At 66.8% G+C, this 17,430-nt stretch carries 16 protein-coding genes; 5 read left to right on the top strand and 11 right to left on the bottom strand.

Annotation, left to right across the window (positions count from 1 at the left end):
• Positions 1 to 28: 28 nt before the first annotated feature.
• Positions 29 to 1,261, top strand: a complete 1,233-nt coding sequence (locus BTJ49_RS04550; RefSeq protein ID WP_113064547.1) for a multifunctional CCA addition/repair protein — start codon at positions 29 to 31, stop codon at positions 1,259 to 1,261.
• 27 nt (positions 1,262 to 1,288) lie between these two features.
• On the opposite strand, the gene BTJ49_RS04545 is transcribed toward BTJ49_RS04550, so the two are convergent.
• The 5 genes from BTJ49_RS04545 to BTJ49_RS04525 form a co-directional block, all read right to left on the bottom strand.
• Positions 1,289 to 2,482: an SAM-dependent methyltransferase gene (locus BTJ49_RS04545; RefSeq protein ID WP_113064546.1), complete on the bottom strand. Its 1,194-nt coding sequence runs from the start codon at positions 2,480 to 2,482 to the stop codon at positions 1,289 to 1,291.
• Positions 2,483 to 2,674: 192 nt separating this feature from the next.
• Positions 2,675 to 4,828, bottom strand: a complete 2,154-nt coding sequence (locus BTJ49_RS04540; RefSeq protein WP_113064190.1) for a TonB-dependent receptor — start codon at positions 4,826 to 4,828, stop codon at positions 2,675 to 2,677.
• Between the two features lie 184 nt (positions 4,829 to 5,012).
• The gene (locus BTJ49_RS04535; protein WP_113064189.1) at positions 5,013 to 5,411 is read right to left on the bottom strand and encodes a hypothetical protein; all 399 of its coding nucleotides are present in this window, start codon (positions 5,409 to 5,411) and stop codon (positions 5,013 to 5,015) included.
• A 6-nt stretch (positions 5,412 to 5,417) separates the two neighbouring features.
• Complete coding sequence (locus BTJ49_RS04530) at positions 5,418 to 6,275, bottom strand: DUF6159 family protein (RefSeq protein WP_113064188.1); 858 nt, start codon at positions 6,273 to 6,275, stop codon at positions 5,418 to 5,420.
• Between the two features lie 36 nt (positions 6,276 to 6,311).
• On the bottom strand, positions 6,312 to 7,607 hold the full coding sequence (locus BTJ49_RS04525; RefSeq protein WP_113064187.1) for a mechanosensitive ion channel domain-containing protein: 1,296 nt from the start codon (positions 7,605 to 7,607) through the stop codon (positions 6,312 to 6,314).
• 60 nt (positions 7,608 to 7,667) lie between these two features.
• On the opposite strand from BTJ49_RS04525, the gene BTJ49_RS04520 reads away from it, so the two are divergent.
• Complete coding sequence (locus tag BTJ49_RS04520) at positions 7,668 to 8,420, top strand: pteridine reductase (protein WP_113064186.1); 753 nt, start codon at positions 7,668 to 7,670, stop codon at positions 8,418 to 8,420.
• Between the two features lie 33 nt (positions 8,421 to 8,453).
• On the opposite strand, the gene BTJ49_RS04515 is transcribed toward BTJ49_RS04520, so the two are convergent.
• Genes BTJ49_RS04515 through tsaD form a run of 4 tightly spaced genes read right to left on the bottom strand, consistent with a single transcriptional unit; the run spans position 8,454 to position 10,819 of the window.
• On the bottom strand, positions 8,454 to 8,843 hold the full coding sequence (locus BTJ49_RS04515; RefSeq protein ID WP_113064185.1) for a lipocalin-like domain-containing protein: 390 nt from the start codon (positions 8,841 to 8,843) through the stop codon (positions 8,454 to 8,456).
• A complete protein-coding gene (gene folK / locus BTJ49_RS04510) occupies positions 8,840 to 9,370 on the bottom strand; it encodes a 2-amino-4-hydroxy-6-hydroxymethyldihydropteridine diphosphokinase (RefSeq protein ID WP_113064184.1) in 531 nt (176 codons plus the stop codon). Before folK ends, BTJ49_RS04515 begins: the two co-directional genes overlap by 4 nt.
• Positions 9,367 to 9,726, bottom strand: coding sequence for a dihydroneopterin aldolase (gene folB, locus BTJ49_RS04505; protein WP_113064183.1), 360 nt, complete (start codon positions 9,724 to 9,726; stop codon positions 9,367 to 9,369). The genes folK and folB overlap by 4 nt, the downstream gene beginning before the upstream one ends.
• Before the next feature lie 55 nt (positions 9,727 to 9,781).
• A complete protein-coding gene (gene tsaD / locus BTJ49_RS04500; protein WP_113064182.1) occupies positions 9,782 to 10,819 on the bottom strand; it encodes a tRNA (adenosine(37)-N6)-threonylcarbamoyltransferase complex transferase subunit TsaD in 1,038 nt (345 codons plus the stop codon).
• A 62-nt stretch (positions 10,820 to 10,881) separates the two neighbouring features.
• Here tsaD and rpsU point away from each other — a divergent pair, with 62 nt between their 5' ends.
• Both rpsU and BTJ49_RS04490 read left to right on the top strand, forming a co-directional pair.
• Complete coding sequence (gene rpsU / locus BTJ49_RS04495; protein WP_043099318.1) at positions 10,882 to 11,097, top strand: 30S ribosomal protein S21; 216 nt, start codon at positions 10,882 to 10,884, stop codon at positions 11,095 to 11,097.
• 148 nt (positions 11,098 to 11,245) lie between these two features.
• Complete coding sequence (locus BTJ49_RS04490; protein WP_113064181.1) at positions 11,246 to 11,689, top strand: GatB/YqeY domain-containing protein; 444 nt, start codon at positions 11,246 to 11,248, stop codon at positions 11,687 to 11,689.
• Here BTJ49_RS04490 and glnE read toward each other — a convergent pair.
• Entirely contained in the window at positions 11,670 to 14,570 is a 2,901-nt protein-coding gene (glnE, locus tag BTJ49_RS04485) for a bifunctional [glutamate--ammonia ligase]-adenylyl-L-tyrosine phosphorylase/[glutamate--ammonia-ligase] adenylyltransferase (RefSeq protein WP_113064180.1), read from the bottom strand. The two genes, BTJ49_RS04490 and glnE, sit on opposite strands and share 20 nt — an antisense overlap.
• Positions 14,571 to 14,737: 167 nt before the next feature.
• Between glnE and BTJ49_RS04480 the strand changes: the two genes are divergently transcribed.
• Positions 14,738 to 16,711 (top strand): LTA synthase family protein, encoded by a 1,974-nt coding sequence (locus BTJ49_RS04480; RefSeq protein WP_113064179.1) that lies wholly within the window; start codon positions 14,738 to 14,740, stop codon positions 16,709 to 16,711.
• 63 nt (positions 16,712 to 16,774) lie between these two features.
• Here BTJ49_RS04480 and BTJ49_RS04475 read toward each other — a convergent pair whose 3' ends face one another.
• Positions 16,775 to 17,329, bottom strand: a complete 555-nt coding sequence (locus tag BTJ49_RS04475; protein ID WP_113064178.1) for a YaeQ family protein — start codon at positions 17,327 to 17,329, stop codon at positions 16,775 to 16,777.
• Positions 17,330 to 17,430 lie beyond the last annotated feature (101 nt).

Raw genomic sequence — 17,430 nt, 5'->3', positions numbered from 1 at the left:
CGCATCGCGCGCATGGCACAATGCCGACATGCGCATCTATCTGGTCGGCGGCGCGGTCCGCGACAAGCTGCTCCAACGCCCCGTCGCCGATCGCGACTATGTGGTCGTGGGCGCACGCCCCGAAGAACTGATCGAAGCCGGCTACAAGCCGGTCGGCAGCGATTTCCCGGTGTTCCTGCATCCCGAGAGCGGTGAGGAATACGCGCTCGCGCGCACCGAACGCAAGAGCGGCCGCGGCTACCATGGCTTCACCTTCCACGCCGAACCGACGGTGACACTGGAACAGGACCTGATCCGCCGCGACCTCACCATCAACGCCATGGCCGAGGACGCCGACGGCGCGCTGGTCGATCCCTTCGGCGGCGCGGCCGATCTCGAAGCGCGCGTTTTGCGTCACGTCTCGCCGGCGTTCGCCGAGGACCCGGTGCGCGTGCTGCGCGTGGCCCGCTTCGCCGCGCGCTACGCACCGTTGGGCTTTCGCGTCGCCAGGGAAACCATGGCGCTGATGCAGCGCATGACCGCCGATGGCGAGATCGACCACCTGGTGCCCGAACGTGTCTGGGCCGAGACCCGCAAGGCGCTGCGCGAGCCGCAGCCATCGGCATTTCTGCAGGTGTTGCGCCAGGCTGGCGCGCTGCGCGTGCTGTTTCCCGAGATCGACGCGCTGTACGGGGTACCGCAGCGCGCCGAATACCATCCGGAAATCGACACCGGCGTGCACGTCGAACTGGTCGTCGACATGGCCGCACGGCTGGCGCCCGGTGACGACCTGGTCGGCTTCTGCGCCCTGGTCCACGATCTTGGCAAGGCGCGCACGCCGGAAGCCGAATGGCCGCGCCACATCATGCACGAACAACGCGGCACCGAACCTGTGCGCGCGCTGGCCAAGCGCCTGAAGCTGCCAACCGACTACCGCGACCTCGGACTGCTGGTCTGCCGCGAGCATCTGCACGCGCACCGCGCGCTGCAGCTGAAACCGAAGACCGTACTCGGCCTGCTGGACAAGCTCGATGCCCTGCGCCGCCCGCAGCGCCTGGAGACGTTCCTGACGGCCTGCGAAGCCGACGCCCGCGGCCGCACCGGCCATGCCGACGACGCCTATCCGCAGGCCGATTTCCTGCGTGCGGCGCGCGCGGCGGCGGTCACGGTCACGGCCGCACCGTTCATCGAACAGGGGCTGCAAGGGCCAGCCATCGGCGAAGCCATGCAGCGTGCCCGCACGCGCGCCATCGCCGAAGTGGAGAAACCCGCAACGGCATGACGCCGCGCGCGGAGGTATCGGACGCGCCTACAGCCGCTGCGAACGGTCCGCCAGACGCACGTCCTCGGGCAGTACGTCGGCCTGCAGACCGCGCGTGAACAGCATCACCTGGAAGCGCTCGCCCATCTCGCCCGGCAGGGTCAGATGCTTGACCTCCTGCGCCAGCGCGTAGCGGGTCTGCTCGTCGGCGGCCTGCGCGTGCGCGGCCTGGAACGCCTCCTGCAAGCCGCTGGCGATCAGAAACTGCGCCTGCGGCAGATACGCCGCCATCTCGAAGCCAGCCTGCACGCCGGCCTCGGCCAGCGCGGTGAAATCGACCGACGCGGTCAGATCCTGCAACCCCGGATAACGCAGCACATCGGCATGCATGCGTTGGCGGTAGAACGCGCGCAGCGTGCCGTCGGTGCGCTCGGAATGGTAGTACTCGGCGCGCGGATAGCCGTAATCGACGAACAGCATCAACCCGGCCTCCAGCGTGCCGGCAACAGCCTGCATCCAGTACGGCAACTGCGGCAGCAGCTCGGAACGGTAGCCCTCGGCGAAACGTCCGCCCAGCGCGCGTTCGAGATGACGCACGGCGCCGGCCACCAGCGGATCGGCCGGACGCGCACTGCGCTGGAAGCGGCCCGCCTCGTCGGCCTCGACGTGCTCCTCGAACACCTCGCCCTCATGCAGGGTGAAGCGCGTGGCAGGCAGCGCATCGATGACTTCGTTGGCGAACAGCACGCCGCGCCATGCCTGTTCCGGCGGCCGCTCCAGCCAGGCCACGCGCGCATGCAGCTTCGGCGGCAGCGCCGCGCGCAGCCGTTCGCCCTGCCGTTCGCGCAGATCCGCGCTCGGCTCGAGGATGCGATAGCGGTAGGGCATCGCGCCGGCGGCGTCGAGCGCCTTGATCGCGGCCTCGGCGAATGCACCACTGCCGCCGCCCAGCTCGATCATCTCGGCCTGCGGACCGAGCTCGCGCAGCGCCGGTGCCAGCGTGTGCGCAACGCACTGCGCAAACAAATCGCCCAGCTCGGGCGCAGTGACGAAATCGCCGGCCGCGCCGAATTTCGGCTTGCCGGCACTGTAGTAGCCCAGTCCCGGCGCATACAGGCAGCGCTCCATGAAGCGCGAGAACGGCATCGGTCCCTGCGTGGCGATTTCCTCGCGCAGGTGTTCGGCCAGCCGTTCGGCGTGGGCGCGTTCTTCGTCGTCGGGTTCGGGCAGGTGGGGATGCATGGATACGGCGTTCGGATTCATCGCCGCAAGGATAGCCGATGCGGGAAGTCCGAGCGGCGGACACGGCCGAGACGAACGCCCGCCGAGCAGAACGAAGGTCCCGTCCGGTCGATTTCTACTGTTCTGATTCCCGGGCGCAGACCGCGCCCGGCACGATGGCCGGACGCGGCGCGCAAACCGCGGGGACGGTGATCAGAAATGCTTCTGCACGGTCAGGTACAGACCGCGACGGGGACCGAATTGCGGCGCACCGACGCCGATGCCACTGCCGTCACGCAGCTCGTAGGTGCGGTCGAGTGCATTGATGACGGCCAGCTGTGTGTGCAGTTTGCCTGTGTCGGCGAAGGTGAAGTCGTGCGACACGCTCAGGTTCAGCTGGAAGTAGTACGGCAGCGAGGCGCCGTTCGGCACGCTGCCGTCCTTGCGCAGGCCGCTGCCGAGGATGTAGTTCGCACCGACCGAAGTGGCATCGCCGAAGTCGTAGCTGACACCGCCGGACGAGGCCAGCTTCTGATCGTGGTCCAGATGGATGTAGTGATCGGCGACGTAGGCCAGGTCTTCGGGCGCGAAGTTGTACTGGCTGGTGATGACGCGCTCGCCCATGGCACGACTCAGCGCCAGGTTGAAGTACGCCGACAGCGGACCCGACGCATAGTTGGCGGTGAACTCCACGCCATGGACGCGGCCCTTGGCGTAGTTGAACGTCGAATACACCAACGCGGCGCCGAACTGGCCTTCGTCCTGCAGGCGGCGGACCTTGCGGTAGTAGGCGTCCAGACCCAGCGTCAGGTTGTTGCCGATGTTCTGTTGCACGCCCAGGTCGAAGTAGTCCGAACGCTGCGACAACGGCGTGTCGTTACCGTTGGCGCCATCCAGCGCATTGGTCGTGCCGGCGAACTTGGCGATGTTGTCGGTGCTGATCAGCTCGGTCGCCGGCGGCGTGAAGTAGCGGGCGTAGCCGGCGTGGACCGTGGTGTTGTCGGTGGCCTGATAGACCACGCCCAGACGCGGGCTGAGCTGGCTCTCGGTGCGGAAGGCCTGGTACTTGTCGCCGCGCAGACCGTAGTTCACGGTCCACTTGTCGCCGATGCTCCATTCGTCCTGCACGTAGGCGGCCCAGGTCTTGGCGATGATGCGGTTGCCGTCGAAGATGTTGATGGGCGTGGTGCTGGTCTGGTTGCCGTTCGCGTCGGCCGGGAACACGTAGGCGTTGTTGGTACTCAGTGCACGCTCGAAACTGCCGTAGAGGCCATAGCGCAGCGTGTTGGTGTCATTGAGCGGCGTGGAGAAGTCGGCCTGCAGCGTGCTGGCGCGGTTGCTGCGGTCGATGGCCGAGCTGACGCCGTTGAACATCAGGTCGCCGATCCTGTCCGGCATGAAGTCCAGGCTGCTGTAGCGCTGGCCCAGCGACACCTGATAGTCGGTCTTGCCCAGCTGCCCCTGCAGGGACAGCACGCCGAAGCGCGTGGTCTCGTTCTGGCGTTCGTTCAGATCCGCCGAATTGAACGCGGTCTGATTCATGTACTGGAACGCCGGCTGCTGATCGGGATTGTTGGGGATCTGGAACCGGTTGTTGGTCACGCCGAACATGAAGCTGACGCGAGTGTGGTCGTTGACCAGGTAGCTCAAGTCACCGAAGCCCTTCACCTGGTTGGTGTGATCGTGGATCGGCTTGCGGCTGGAGGTCGGATTCTCGATGCCGACATCGCTCTGCAGGTAGTTGGCGGTGCCGAAGAAGCTCCAGCGGCCGCTCGAACCCCACACCGACGCGTTCGGGTTGATGGTGCCGAACGAACCGCCGGTGACGCCAACGCTGCCGCCATTGCCCAGCGAGTGGCCGTTCTTGGTGGTGATGTCGACCACCGCCGCGGTGCGCTCGCCGTACTGCGCCGGCAGCGCGCCGTCGAGCAGCTTCACGGTATGGATGATGCGCGTGTCCAGCGTCTGTCCGAATCCGGAGATCGACTCGGGAATGATCACGCCGTTGATGCGGTACTGCAGGTTGCCGTGGTCGCCGCGCACGTGCAGCCCGCCATAGGAATCCTTGACCACGCCCGGCGCCTGCAGCAGCACCTGATTGACCGGCGTCGCGTCGCCCAACGGCAGCTTCTGGATCGCGTGCTGCGTCATCACGTACTGGCTGCTTCCGGTTTCCGGCGACAGGGCATTGCGCGACTGGTCCAGCGTCGTGCTGACCTCGACGGCATTCAGGTCGACGGCCTTCTTCTGCGTCTGGCCGTGGTTGGCGTCCGGAGCCGGCTGGGGAGCGACCGGCTGCGTGGCGGCGAACACGGACGGAGCGGACAGGGCCAGGGCAAGACCCAGGGCAAGCGTGGTTTTCTTCATCGGGACAGATATTCCGGACAAGCGGTGAGAGGGAGCATTGAACTGTAATGTTATAATGTTACATTCACGGTCGGCAAACCCCCATGGCCCGAAAGTCATGGTTGCCCCGCTCACATCGACGCGGCGTCACAAGAAGAGGTATGACCGCGTTCGGCCAGACCAAAGATTTTCGGCAAGTCACGCCTCACACGAGCTGGTCGCGTCCTTGCGCATAGGCGCTCTTCAATATCTCGAGGTCCGGTGCCGAAAGATGAAAGGCGAATATCGGCAGCAGACGCTCGAATTCGTGCGGAAAGAACCATTCACTGAATCGATGCCAGCATGTCCGGTCATCGGGAAGGTGTTCGTAGAAAGCGCATACAGCTGCCGTCGACGCATCGTTGGGCAAACGGCCCGAACGGTCCGAACAGCACCAGTCAGCGAAACGCAGAGTCCGCCGTATTGATGACGCATCCTTACGCCGAACGGCCTCATCGAAAGCAAGCTTCAGCTCGATCCAGAGCGCCATCGGCGTGCGGGCCTGCTCGATGCAGACCCGCAACTCTGGAAGCTCGATCAGCGCCTGACGGCGCCACGCACTCACGAACGATCAACGCTTGCTGCGAAACGCCTGATCCAGCAGCGCCTGATCGAAACCGTTGCCGGCATCGCCGTATTCGGCGTAGCGGTACAGGGCGGCAGCGTAGATGCCCTGCAAGGCCGACTGGATCAGCGCCAGCGCGATGAAGGCCAGCACGCCGAGCACGGCCAGCACGGGGATCAGCACCGCCGCATGCAGCGAGACGCTGAACGTGATGCCGGCGAATAGCGCTACCACGATCAGCATGAAGCCCAGCGAAAACACCACGCTGATTCCGGCGTTGCCGATGATGTTCTCGCCCCAGGTCTGCTTGAGCAGCTGCGTGCTGCGCTTGACCGCTTCATACGGCCCGACATCGGTCGCCGCCAGCACCGGCACCACCAGGAAGGTCGCCACGGTCCAGGCCAGTCCGACCAGACCGATCAACAGGCGGCCGATCAGCCCCAGCCGTTCCTGCAGCATGCGCAGCACCATGCCCACGGTGGAGGCGATCAGCGCGTAACCGAGAATCTGCGGCCACTTCGAGGCGGCCAGACGCAGCCCGTCGCCGACGCTCGGACGCTCGCCGTTCATGCAGGCCATCGCCGAGCCCACCAGCGCGGTATTGAAGAAGAAGATCACGCTGTATTGCACGACGTAGAACACGAACAGGCCGATGTAGAACCCGCTCGAATGCTGCATCGATTGCACCGGCGCGCTGCCGGAATGCGCCTCGAACGCGGCGAAGACCGGCGCGGCGAAGCTTGCCAGCACCAACAGACAGCACAGCCCCGAAAGCAATGGAAACACCAACAGACGGCGCTCCCGATTGAGCATGCCGGCACTGGCCTTGGCCAGCGCCCAGCTGCGTGCGAATCGTCCAGCCATCACTCCTCCCCCGCGCATCCCGCGCTACGTACTTGTCTACCCGCCATTGTGCGCATCGCGCGGAGGCGAATCCAGTCGTGCATGCGTGTCGCCCGAACCGCCATCCTCGCCCATGCGCCCGAGACCGGCACGCATGTCGCGGCCCGTGGGCTGCTGGAACAGCGCCAGGCCGAACTCGGGAAGGATCGCCATCAGGTGATCGAAGATGTCGCCCTGGATGCCCTCGTACTCGACCCAGGCCGTGGTGTTGGTGAAGCAATACACCTCCACCGGGATGCCCGCAGGCGTCGGATCGAGCACGCGCACCATGCAGGTCAACTCGTGATTGATGTGCGGATGCGCCTGCAAGTAGGCCAGCGCATAGGCGCGGAACGTGCCGAGATTGGTCAGACGCCGCTGGTTGACCGGCACGTTGCCCGGATCGCCCAGCGCGCTGTTCCATTCAGCCAGCTCGTCCTGCTTCCTTTGCAGGTAGTCCTTGAGCAGGCGGAAACGGCACAGGTGCTTTTTCTCGTCGTCGCGGAGGAACCGCGCGCTACCGGCATCCAGATAGATCGCCCGTTTGATGCGCCGCGCACCGGCGTCCTGCATACCACGCCAGTTCTGGAACGAATCGGAGATCAACCGCCAGGTGGGAATGGTGGTGATGGTCTTGTCCCAGTTCTGCACCTTCACCGTGTGCAAGGCGATGTCGATGACGTCGCCGTCGGCGTTGAACTGCGGCATGGATATCCAATCGCCCACGCGAAGCATGTCGTTGGTGGCGATCTGCACGCTGGCGACGAGGCTGAGGATGGTGTCCTTGAACACCAACAGCAGCACCGCCGAAATCGCGCCCAGTCCGGACAGCAGCAGCAGCGGCGAGCGACCGACCAGCGTCGCGATGATGATGATCGCACCGACCACGAACAGCATGATCTTGACCAGCTGCACATAGCCCTTGATCGAGCGCATGCGCCCATGCGGCGTCTTCTGGTAGAGCGCCTCCAGCGCGTTGAACGCGGCGCTGAGCGCGAGGAAACCGTAGACCGCGGTCATCGCCAGCGCCAGTCGCTGGATGCCGGCGTCCCAATTGTCCGGCACGTTCGGTACAAGCTTGATGCCGAACTGGATCACCAGCATCGGCACGACCTGGGCCAGGCGCTTGAACACGCCGGCATCGACCATTTCATCGTCCCAGTGCCAGACCGTGCGCCGCGTCACCGCGCGCACCAGCCGCAGCAGCACGCGGCGGGTGACGATGTTGGTCAGCCACGCCAACAGGACCAGGCCGAGGGAATACCACACGGTCAGCGCGAACGGCGAATCGAGCCAGTCTTTGATCTGTTCCATCGAAAAGCGGGACACTTGCGGATAAAGGCAAGAGCATAGCCACACAGGTGCGCACATCCAATGCAGACCCATGACGATTCCCGCCCCGTCGCCCTGATCACCGGCGCCGCTCGCCGCATCGGCGCCGGCATCGCACGGCACCTGCATGCCGCCGGATACGATCTGCTGCTGCACTATCGCAACTCGGACGACGCCATGCGGACGCTGTGCGCGGATCTGCAGGCGGCGCGCGCGGACTCCGTGCACGCCGTCGCCGCCGACCTCGCCGAGGCACAGGCCGCGAAGACGCTGGTCGACGCCGCCATGCAGCGCTTCCACCGGCTCGACGCACTGGTCAACAATGCCTCGGCCTTCTTTGCCTCGCCCCTGGAAGACACCACGGCAGCGCAGTGGGACACGCTGTTCGCGGTCAATGCTCGCGCGCCGTTCCTGCTGTGCCAGGCCGCCGCGCCAGCGCTGCGCGAGCGGTGCGGCGCCATCGTCAACCTCACCGACCTGCACGCCGCACGACCGCGCCCCGACCTGCTGGCCTATGCCGCCTCCAAGGCCGCGCTGGAAGCCCTGACCCGAGGCATGGCCACGACACTCGGCCCGGACGTGCGCGTCAACGCCGTCGCGCCGGGCGCGATCCTGTGGCCCGAGGACGAAAACGATCCGGCTGCGCGCGAAGCCATGCTCGCCCACACGCCGCTCGGCCGCATCGGCCGCGTCGAGGAAATCGCCGAAAGCGTGCGCTGGCTGCTGATGGACGCCGGATTCGTGACCGGCCAGATTCTGCGCGTCGACGGTGGACGCGACGCGCACTGGGCGTGACCCTCCGCCGAATCGGACATTGCGCCCGGGGTCTCAGGCCCGCCGCCAGACCAGCGTCACGCGTTCCTTCAGCCCCACTCCAGAAAGCCACAGCCGCCCCTCTGCATCCATCGTCACAGCGCGCTCGGCGGGCACGCCGATGATGGCCGGCGCGCTGGACTGCAGCGGCGTGTGCACGACACGGCCGTGCTCGAGGTCCAGCACATAGGTGCCGGTGTAGAAGTTGGACTCGCGGGCGCGGTCCTCCGGCGTCGGATCGGGCAGCGGATCGCGGTTCTGCGCGACGCTGACATAGCCGTCATCGGTGTAGATCAGCGTGCCGCTCTGCCTCCCTGGCCAGACGAAATCCTCACCGTCGGCGCGATGCACGACGAAGCGCTCCAGGGTCCAGACTCCAACCAGATTCTGCTTGCGCAACGTCATGAGCCGGATACCTGTTTGCTGGCGGAAGCGCCCGTCGCGACAGGTTCCAGCGCGCAGACCTCGAAGGCGCGTTCGTAATCCGGGTGCACGGCCCACAGCTGCGCTAGCGTGCGGCCATCGCCCGGCACCACGGTCTCAGGCGCAATGTCGACCAGCGGCTTCAGCACGAAGGCATGGCGAAGTTCGTCACGCGGAATCTGCAGGTGACCCGGACCGCGCACGACGCGGTCGCCGAACAGCACAATGTCGATGTCCAGCGTGCGACTGGAAAAACGCGGTCCGTCGCGGCGGCGACCCTCGGCATCCTCCAGCGCGTGCAGCCAGGCGTTCAACGCTTCCGGCTCCAGGTCGGTATCGAGACCGACGCCGAGATTGAGGAACGCCGCACCCTCGAAGCCCACGGACGCAGTACGGTAGGTCGGCGAGATGCGCAGTGCGCCGAAACGCTCGCGCAGCGCCGTCAGCGCCGCGCGCAGGTGGCGCTCGGGCTCGATATTACTGCCCAGACTGAGAAGAACCGCGGTCATTCGGGACGCGTACCGCGCTCGATCTGCACGCCGACGGCCTTGGCGCCGCGCACCGCGCCCGGCTTGCGCAGCCGAAGCTTCAGCCAGGTCACGCCGAATTCCTCGCGCACGATCTGCGCGCAGCGTTCGGCCAGGGTCTCGACCAGCCCGAAGTCGGAACCTTCGACGAACTCGATCAGACGCTTGGACACCGCCTTGTAGTTCAGCGCGTCGTCGATGTTGTCGGTGGCGGCCGGCGCGGTGTTGTCGAACGCCATGTCCAGATCCAGCGTCACCGTCTGGCGCACCATCCGCTCCCACTCGTAGATGCCAATGATGGTGTCGATCTTGAGTCGTTCGATGAAGACGATATCCATGCCCTTCCTCGGATGCAGTGGTGCGTTGCAGGCCGGACAGTGTAGCGGCAAGCGCTCAGGCGGTCGGCACCGGCTCCAGCGTTTCCAGGCTCCAGCGCGGCTGCACGCGGATCTGCGGCCCCTGCTCCTGCCCGGCGGCCAGCCTGATGGCGCCGGCCAGCGCGATCATCGCGCCGTTGTCGGTGCAGAACTCCAGCCGCGGGAAGTGCACGCTGAAGCCCTCACGCTCGCCGGCCTCGGCCAGCTGCGCGCGCAGGCGACGGTTGGCACCGACGCCGCCTGCAATCACCAGACGCGACATGCCGGTGGTTTCCAGCGCTCGCCGGCACTTGATCGCCAGCGTCTCGACGATGGCCTGTTCGAAACCGCTGGCGACATCGGCGCGGGTCTGTTCGCTGCGATCGCTCTTGTTCCAGGCCAGCAGCACCTGCGTCTTCAGGCCCGAGAAACTGAAATCCAGACCGGGTCGGTCGGTCATCGGACGCGAGAAATGGAAGGCGTCCGGATCGCCCTTCAGCGCCTCCGCGGCCAGCGCCGGGCCGCCCGGGTACGGCAGCCCCATCAGCTTGGCGGTCTTGTCGAAGGCCTCGCCGGCGGCGTCGTCCAGGGTGTCGCCCAGCACCTCGTAGTCGCCAATGCCGCGCACCGCGACCAGCATCGAGTGGCCGCCGGACACCAACAGCGCCACGAACGGCGGCTGCGGCGGATCGGGTTCCAGCAGCGGCGCCAGCAGATGCCCTTCCATGTGGTGCACGCCGATGGCCGGCAGATCCAGCGCCCAGGCCATCGCGCGCGCCGCGCTGGCGCCGACCAACAGCGCGCCGACCAACCCCGGCCCGGCCGTGTAGGCCACGCCGCCAAGATCGCGCATGCCCAGCCCGGCACGATCCAGCGTCTCGCGCACCAGCGGCAGCAGCTTGCGCACGTGATCGCGGCTGGCCAGTTCCGGCACCACACCGCCGTAATCGGCGTGCAGTTTCACCTGCGAGTACAGCGCATGGGCCAGCAGACCGCGCCCCGGCTGATACACAGCCACCCCGGTCTCATCGCAGGACGATTCGATGCCCAACACAGGCTTTGAAAATTTGCTCATGTACACGTTATACTTCGCGGCTCGCCCGATTTCAGCGGGCCAGTTTACCAAGTGGAGATTCCATGCCCAGCGTCAAAGTCCGCGAGAACGAGCCGTTTGAGCTCGCCCTGCGTCGCTTCAAGCGTACCTGCGAAAAGGCCGGCGTGCTCGCCGAAACCCGCAAGCGGGAGTATTACGAGAAGCCGACTCAGGAGCGCAAGCGCAAGCGCGCGGCTGCGGTGAAGCGTCACCTGCGCCGCCTGTCGCGCGATACCGCGCGCCGCACGCGTCTGTACTGAGCATCAGGCAGCCTGCGCGCGGCTGATTCGCCCGACCGCTTCGGCGGCGCGGTGACACCGAGCCCTGCGCACAACATGCCTGCATTGGCCGGTGTCGAGATCTCGACACCGGCTTTTCGCGTTTGCAGTCTTTCACCAGGAAAACCTCATGACCCTGAAATCCCGGCTTACCGAAGACATGAAGACCGCCATGCGCAGCGGCGACAAGCCGCGCCTGGGCGTCATTCGCCTGATCAACGCCGCCATCAAGCAGCGGGAAGTCGACGAGCGTGTCGAGCTGGATGAAGCTCAGGTGCTGGGCGTACTGGAGAAGATGCTCAAGCAGCGCCGAGATTCCGTCAGCCAGTACGAAAGCGCCGGGCGCGAGGATCTCGCTGAAACCGAGCGTTTCGAGATCGGCGTGATCGAGGCCTACCTCCCGGCCCAGCTGGACGAAGCAGAATTGACGGCCATGATTGACGCTGCCATCGCCGAGACCGGCGCCGAGTCCATGCGCGACATGGGCAAGGTCATGGCCCTGCTGAAGGAGCGTGCCGCCGGCCGCGCCGACATGGGCAACGTGTCCAAGCAGCTCAAGCAGCGCCTGGGCTGACGCCGCCCCAAGTTGGTGGACCGGCGTCCTCCGACGCCTCGAAGTCGAACCCCAGCGCCTCCGCCGTACGCATCACGGCTTCGCAATGACGCTCGATCGACGCCGACCGCGGCAACAGCCGCGGTCGGTTGTCGAGCGTGCACTCCAGCGAACGCTGCAGGAGCGCCTCGTGCGCGGCATGCAGAACTTCCGCCTGCGCGCCGTCGAGCAGCCCCTCCGCCGCGCAGGCATCGATCAACGCCGCATTGGCCGTGTGCTGCAGCAGCGCCGGGTGTTTCGACGCATGGGACAGCACCAGCCCCTGCAGCAGGAATTCGATGTCCAGCAGCGCACCGGCACCCTGTTTCAGATCCAGCTGCATCGCATGTGAGCGGTCACGCTCCCGCCGCCAGCGCCGCCGCATCTCCCGCACTTCATCACGCACCCGCCCGGGATCGCGTGGTTGCGACAGCACGTCACGCCGAACCGCGCGCAGACGCTCGCCGAGCGCCGCATCGCCTGCCACCGGCCGCGCGCGCAGCAATGCCTGGTGCTCCCAGGTCCAGGCCCGCCCGCGCTGATAGGCATCAAAGGCTTCGAGACTGGTGACAAGCATGCTCTTGGCGCCATCCGGCCGCAGACGCGCATCGACCTCGTACAACCGACCGGCGCGGGTCAGCACGGACAGCCAGTGCATCACCCGCTGCGCCAGCCGCTGATACCAACGCACGCCGTCCAGCGACCGCGCACCGTCGCTGCGCTGCTGCGCGCGCTCGCCGTCGAACACGAACACCAGATCCAGGTCCGAGGCGAACCCCAGCTCATCGCCGCCCAGACTGCCGTAGCCAAGCACGCTGAAACCGGAGCCCTCGCCGGGCAGACGGCCATGCTGGGCCACCAGCTCGCGCTCGGCCAGCGCCAGCACTGCGCCGACGGTCTCGGCCGCAAGCCCCGCCAGGCGCCGCGCACAGGCGACCGCGTCCGCGCGACCATCGCTGAACGCCAACCCCAGTCGGAACGCCAGACTGGCCTTCAATTCGTTGATACGCTCCAGATCGCCCTCGGCGTCGCGCACGTCCAGCGCCTTGAGCGCGCGGGCGATCTCGTCGGCAATGTCGGCACGCTTGAGCGGCAGGTGCTCCATGCGCGGATCGAATACGTCGTCCAGCAGCAGCGGCTGCGCGATCACGCACTCGGCCAGGAAGGCGCGCTCGGCGAACAGCTGCGCCAGCCGCTTGCGCGCGGCCGGCTGCTCTTCCAGCAACGACAGGTAGGACGAGCGCCGCGCCACCGCCTGCACCAGCCGGGTCAGACGGCGCAGACAGATCTCCGGCGCCGCGGTCGCACGGGCGGCGGCGATCAACTGCGGCATCAATCGCTCCAGCCGCTCGCGACTGCGCGCCGACATCGCACGCACGGTGGCGGCCTGGGGCAGCTTGTTGAGGGCATCGGCCAGCGTCTGCGCGTCGGACAGACCGCTGTCCCGCAGCCGCTCCGGGGTCAGCACCTGTTCGGTGGCCGCACGCCACAGCGCGGTGTCATCCGCGGGCGCCGCGGCGTGCGCACCGGCCTCGGGCACCAGCACCGCGTGGAATTCCTCGGTGACCGCGGCGCGATGCTGCGCCAGCTCGGTCGCCAGCGCCGCCCAGTCCGCATAGCCCAGTCCCAACGCGAGTCGCTCGCGCAGCATCGGGTCGTCGGGCACGTCGTGGGTCTGTGCATCGCGCAGCATCTGCACGCGATTCTCCAGATGTCGCAGAAAGGCCCACGACTCGCGCAGCCGTCGCACACGCCGCCCCGGGATGTACCCGTGCGCCTCGCAGGCGTCCAACGCCGGGACCAGACCGCGCACACGCAGCGACGGATCACGGCCACCGCGGATCAGTTGCTCCAACTGCACCACGAATTCGATCTCGCGAATGCCGCCCGGCCCTTGCTTCAGATTCTCCGACAGGTCCTTGCGCGCCACCTCGGCATCGATGCGCGCCTTCATGTCGCGCAATCCGGCAAAGGCGGTGTAATCGAGGTACTTGCGGTACACGAACGGACGCAGCATCTGCAGCAGGACCTTGCCCGCGCTGCGGTCGCCGGCCACCGGACGGGCCTTGATCCAGGCGTAACGTTCCCAGTCGCGCCCTTCGCGCTGGTAGTACTGCTCCATCGCCGAGAAAGGCAGTGCCAGGCGGCCTGCGCTGCCGAACGGACGCAGGCGCAGATCGACGCGGGCGACGATGCCCTGCTCGGTCGGCTCGGCCAGCAGACGCACGAACTGCCGACCCACGCGCGCGAAATATTCGCCGTTGTCGAGACTGCGATGACCGTCGCTCTGGCCCGACTCGGCATAGCTGAGGATCAGATCGACGTCGGAAGAGAAATTCAGCTCGTTGCCGCCGAGCTTGCCGAAACCCAGCACCACCAGCCTCTGCGCTTCGCCCTCGACGTTACGCGCCACGCCGAAACGCTCCGCGATGTGTGCCTCCGACCAGGCCAGCGCGCGCTGGAGCAGCGCCTCGTACAACGCGCTGGTATCGCCGAGCGTGTCGCTGAGCGCATCCAGCCCGTTGGCGTCGCGGAACACCAGGCGCATCGCCTCGGCATCGCGGAACTCGCGCAAGGCCCGCATGCACCCGGTCTCATCCTCGGGCAGATGCAGTTTTTCTGCGCGGGTCGCGACATCGCCCCCGCCACGCAGCCAGTCGAGCCCGGCCGCGCCGAGCAAGTGCGGCTGGCGCATCAGCACCTCGCCGGCGAAATCGCTGACCAGCAGCATGCGGCGGATGCGCTCGGCGACGCCGGCATCATCCTGAACCGTGACGCCGGCCGTGCGGCAACGGGCGATGATTTCGGCGTAACGCTCGGCCACCCGGCTCTCGAGCGATTGCGGCAACGGAAGGGTGCTCATGCGTGCATTATCGCCTGCATGACGCCGCACGCCAGCACCTGAACGGCCGCATACCGGCGTTTCGTTCGTGATCTGGCGTTCATGTCCGTATCGTTACATTTACACTTCAGTATGCTTGCAGAGATGCGCCACGACGGCGCACGGCAAGCCACGATGCGGGTTCGTCCATGACACATTCCGTACACATCAAGCCCCTGGCGCAATGGTCGCCGTGGTCGAAGGCGGGGCTTCTCGTCGTGCTGTCGGCGCTGTTCGTGCTGGCCACGAGCCTGCTTGATGGCGGTGCCGGGGTCGCACCGCGCGCGCTGTGGAGTTCCCCGGCCTGGGCGCACTGGTGGGCCGCGCCCTGGCGCATGATCGCCAATGCGCTGCCCGGCCTGCTGCTGGCACTGTTCCTGCTGGTGCTGATGCGCAAGGCGCTGCTGGCCTTCGTGCTCGCCCTCGGCGCGGAAGCACTGGTGTTCGGCGTCAATGCGCTCAAAGTCGCCAACCTCGGCTCGCCGTTGATGCCGGCCGATTTCCAGATGGTCGGACAGATGGGCGACGGCGGCGGCGAACTGCTCAGCGGCTACCTGCCGCACAGCGCATGGCCGTATCTGCTGATCCTCGGCGGCATCGTGCTGCTGGCGGCGCTGATCCGCTACGAGCCACGGCTGCTGCAGCGCCGTTCGCGCCACCGGCTCGCCGGCGGCATGATCGCGTTCGCGCTGCTGGGCACCCTCGCGCTCGGCCTTTCTTCCTGGTCCGTGGTCTACAGCCGCGGCGCGCTGGGCATGCAGCCGTGGTCGGCCAAGGCCACCGCCAAACACACCGGCCTGATCAGCTCGCTGATGCTGTTCCGCCTGCAGTACAGCGCGGAAAAGGACAAGCCCAACGTCGGCGACGCACTGCAGATGATGGCCAGCTACGACCCGGCGATCCAGCGCGCGAAATCCGCGGACAACGCGGCGGCCGACAACGACGGCAAGCCCGACATCATCGTCATTCTGAGCGAGTCGTTCTTCGACCCGACCATCCTCAACGGCTATCCGCAGGGCACCGACTTCATGCCCAACCTGCGGCGACTGGCCCGGCACGGCGTGTCCGGCGAGATGCATTCGCCGACTTTCGGCGGCGGCACCATCCGCACCGAGTTCGAAGTGCTCACCGGTCTGCCGCTGCGCTACTTCCCGGATATCCAGTTCCCGTACCTGCAGATCCACAGCAAGACCATTCCCGGCATCGTGCGGCTGCTGAAGCAGCACGGCTACGAGACCCTGGCCGTGCACGGCAACGATCCGGGCTTCTGGAACCGCTCCACGGCGTTCAAGGCGCTGGGCTTCGACCGCTTCGTCTCGCAGAACGACTTCCCGCCAAACGACGCGGTGCACGACGGCAAGTACATGTCCGACAAGTCGTTCACCGACGAACTTCTGCGTCAGCTGCCGGCCGACGGACCGCCGCGCTTCGTGCTCGGCATCAGCATCGAGGCACACGGGCCGTACAACCAGGATTTCGGCATCGACACCAAGGTGCGCGACGCCATTCCGGTGCCGCCGACGGTGACGGGACAGGCCAAGGTCGAGCTGCAGAACTACATCTACCACATCCGCCATGCCGACCAGCAGCTGGGCCGCCTGGCCGACACGCTGGCCCAGCGCAAGCGGCCGACGCTGATCGTGTTCTTCGGCGATCACCTGCCGGCCATCGTGCCGGCGTTCCAGCAGGCCGGCTTCCGCAACGGCCAGGGCTTCCTGGTACAGACCGTGCCGTACCTGCTGATCGACACCTCGCGCCTGAAGACGGGCAAGCCGGTCGAAAAGAACGTGGCCGCGTGGGAACTGCCGGGCATGCTACTGGCGCGCACCGCGATCCACGACAACTACTTCGCGTTGACGCAGCTGGTCGCACCGAAGCTCGCCGCGCTCACGCGCGCACCGGACGCGCCGAAACCGGACGAAGACGCCGATCAGAAGCAATTGGACAAGGGCATGACCAACATCGCCCGCCTGCGCCTGAAGGGCAAACTCGACGATGCGCTGTGGGCGAAGGCCGCGACGATGGCCTCGCCGTCGACGCCTTCGGAACACGCCCGGACCGCCGCCGACACGATGCCGAACTCCCAGCCGCAGGCGGCGACACCATCGGTCTCCTCACCCTGACCCCTTCGAACAGCGACCGGCGGACGCGGCTCGATCCGCGCCCGTCGCCGCGATGACCGGGAGTCAGGCCACCGCGTAGTCGCCCATGCGCGCATCCAGCCGCACCGCCAGCGTGCGGTCGCCATCGATGAGCTGCAATTCGCCGTCCTGGATCAGGCACTGCCAGCGCATGCCGCGATCGCAGCGCGCGACCAGCTGCTCCAGCGTCGAGGCATCCACGTCCAGCACACACAAATTGCGGTGACGCCGCAGCGTCGCACCGACGCGCGCCCACCACAGCTCTGCGGCATGCCCGCCGTAATTGATCACCACCACCTGCTGCGCCCGACCGCAGGCCTTGCGCACGCGAGCCTCGTCCGGCTCGCCGACGTCGATCCACAGCTCGATCGCCTCGCTGTAGTCCTTACGCCACAGCGCCGGCTCGTCGTCATCGCTGAGGCCGCGACCGAACCGCAGCCGGTCATCGGCGTACAGCGCGAATGCCAGCAGCCGCACCATCATGCGCTGTTCAGTCTCCGACGGATGACGGGCAACGGTCAGCGCGTGGCTGGCGTAGTAATGCCGATCCATGTCGCTGATCGACAGTTCGGCCTTGTGGATGGTGGAGCTGAGCGCCATGCGCGTGGATTCCCCGGGACAATCCGCCATTGTACGCCGCCGCACCCGCGGAAACCGGACAAAGAAAAACCCCGCCGAAGCGGGGTTTTTCGTGTCGCAGG

This window comes from Oleiagrimonas sp. MCCC 1A03011, assembly GCF_003267965.1.
Lineage (GTDB): Bacteria > Pseudomonadota > Gammaproteobacteria > Xanthomonadales > Rhodanobacteraceae > Oleiagrimonas > Oleiagrimonas citrea.
Note: the sequence above shows the minus strand (reverse complement) of the source record. Positions and strands in the feature narration are given on the sequence as shown.

Bases quoted from the DNA above. Each gene is read 5' to 3' on its own strand.
- BTJ49_RS04515 (WP_113064185.1), bottom strand. From the start codon at position 8,843: ATGACGTTGCGCAAGCAGAATCTGGTTGGAGTCTGGACCCTGGAGCGC.
- BTJ49_RS04520 (WP_113064186.1), top strand. From the start codon at position 7,668: ATGCAGACCCATGACGATTCCCGCCCCGTCGCCCTGATCACCGGCGCC.
- BTJ49_RS04545 (WP_113064546.1), bottom strand. From the start codon at position 2,482: ATGCATCCCCACCTGCCCGAACCCGACGACGAAGAACGCGCCCACGCC.
- BTJ49_RS04475 (WP_113064178.1), bottom strand. From the start codon at position 17,329: ATGGCGCTCAGCTCCACCATCCACAAGGCCGAACTGTCGATCAGCGAC.
- BTJ49_RS04525 (WP_113064187.1), bottom strand. From the start codon at position 7,607: ATGGAACAGATCAAAGACTGGCTCGATTCGCCGTTCGCGCTGACCGTG.
- tsaD (WP_113064182.1), bottom strand. From the start codon at position 10,819: ATGAGCAAATTTTCAAAGCCTGTGTTGGGCATCGAATCGTCCTGCGAT.
- BTJ49_RS04530 (WP_113064188.1), bottom strand. From the start codon at position 6,275: ATGGCTGGACGATTCGCACGCAGCTGGGCGCTGGCCAAGGCCAGTGCC.
- BTJ49_RS04490 (WP_113064181.1), top strand. From the start codon at position 11,246: ATGACCCTGAAATCCCGGCTTACCGAAGACATGAAGACCGCCATGCGC.
- rpsU (WP_043099318.1), top strand. From the start codon at position 10,882: ATGCCCAGCGTCAAAGTCCGCGAGAACGAGCCGTTTGAGCTCGCCCTG.
- BTJ49_RS04480 (WP_113064179.1), top strand. From the start codon at position 14,738: ATGACACATTCCGTACACATCAAGCCCCTGGCGCAATGGTCGCCGTGG.
- BTJ49_RS04550 (WP_113064547.1), top strand. From the start codon at position 29: ATGCGCATCTATCTGGTCGGCGGCGCGGTCCGCGACAAGCTGCTCCAA.
- glnE (WP_113064180.1), bottom strand. From the start codon at position 14,570: ATGAGCACCCTTCCGTTGCCGCAATCGCTCGAGAGCCGGGTGGCCGAG.
- folB (WP_113064183.1), bottom strand. From the start codon at position 9,726: ATGGATATCGTCTTCATCGAACGACTCAAGATCGACACCATCATTGGC.
- BTJ49_RS04540 (WP_113064190.1), bottom strand. From the start codon at position 4,828: ATGAAGAAAACCACGCTTGCCCTGGGTCTTGCCCTGGCCCTGTCCGCT.
- folK (WP_113064184.1), bottom strand. From the start codon at position 9,370: ATGACCGCGGTTCTTCTCAGTCTGGGCAGTAATATCGAGCCCGAGCGC.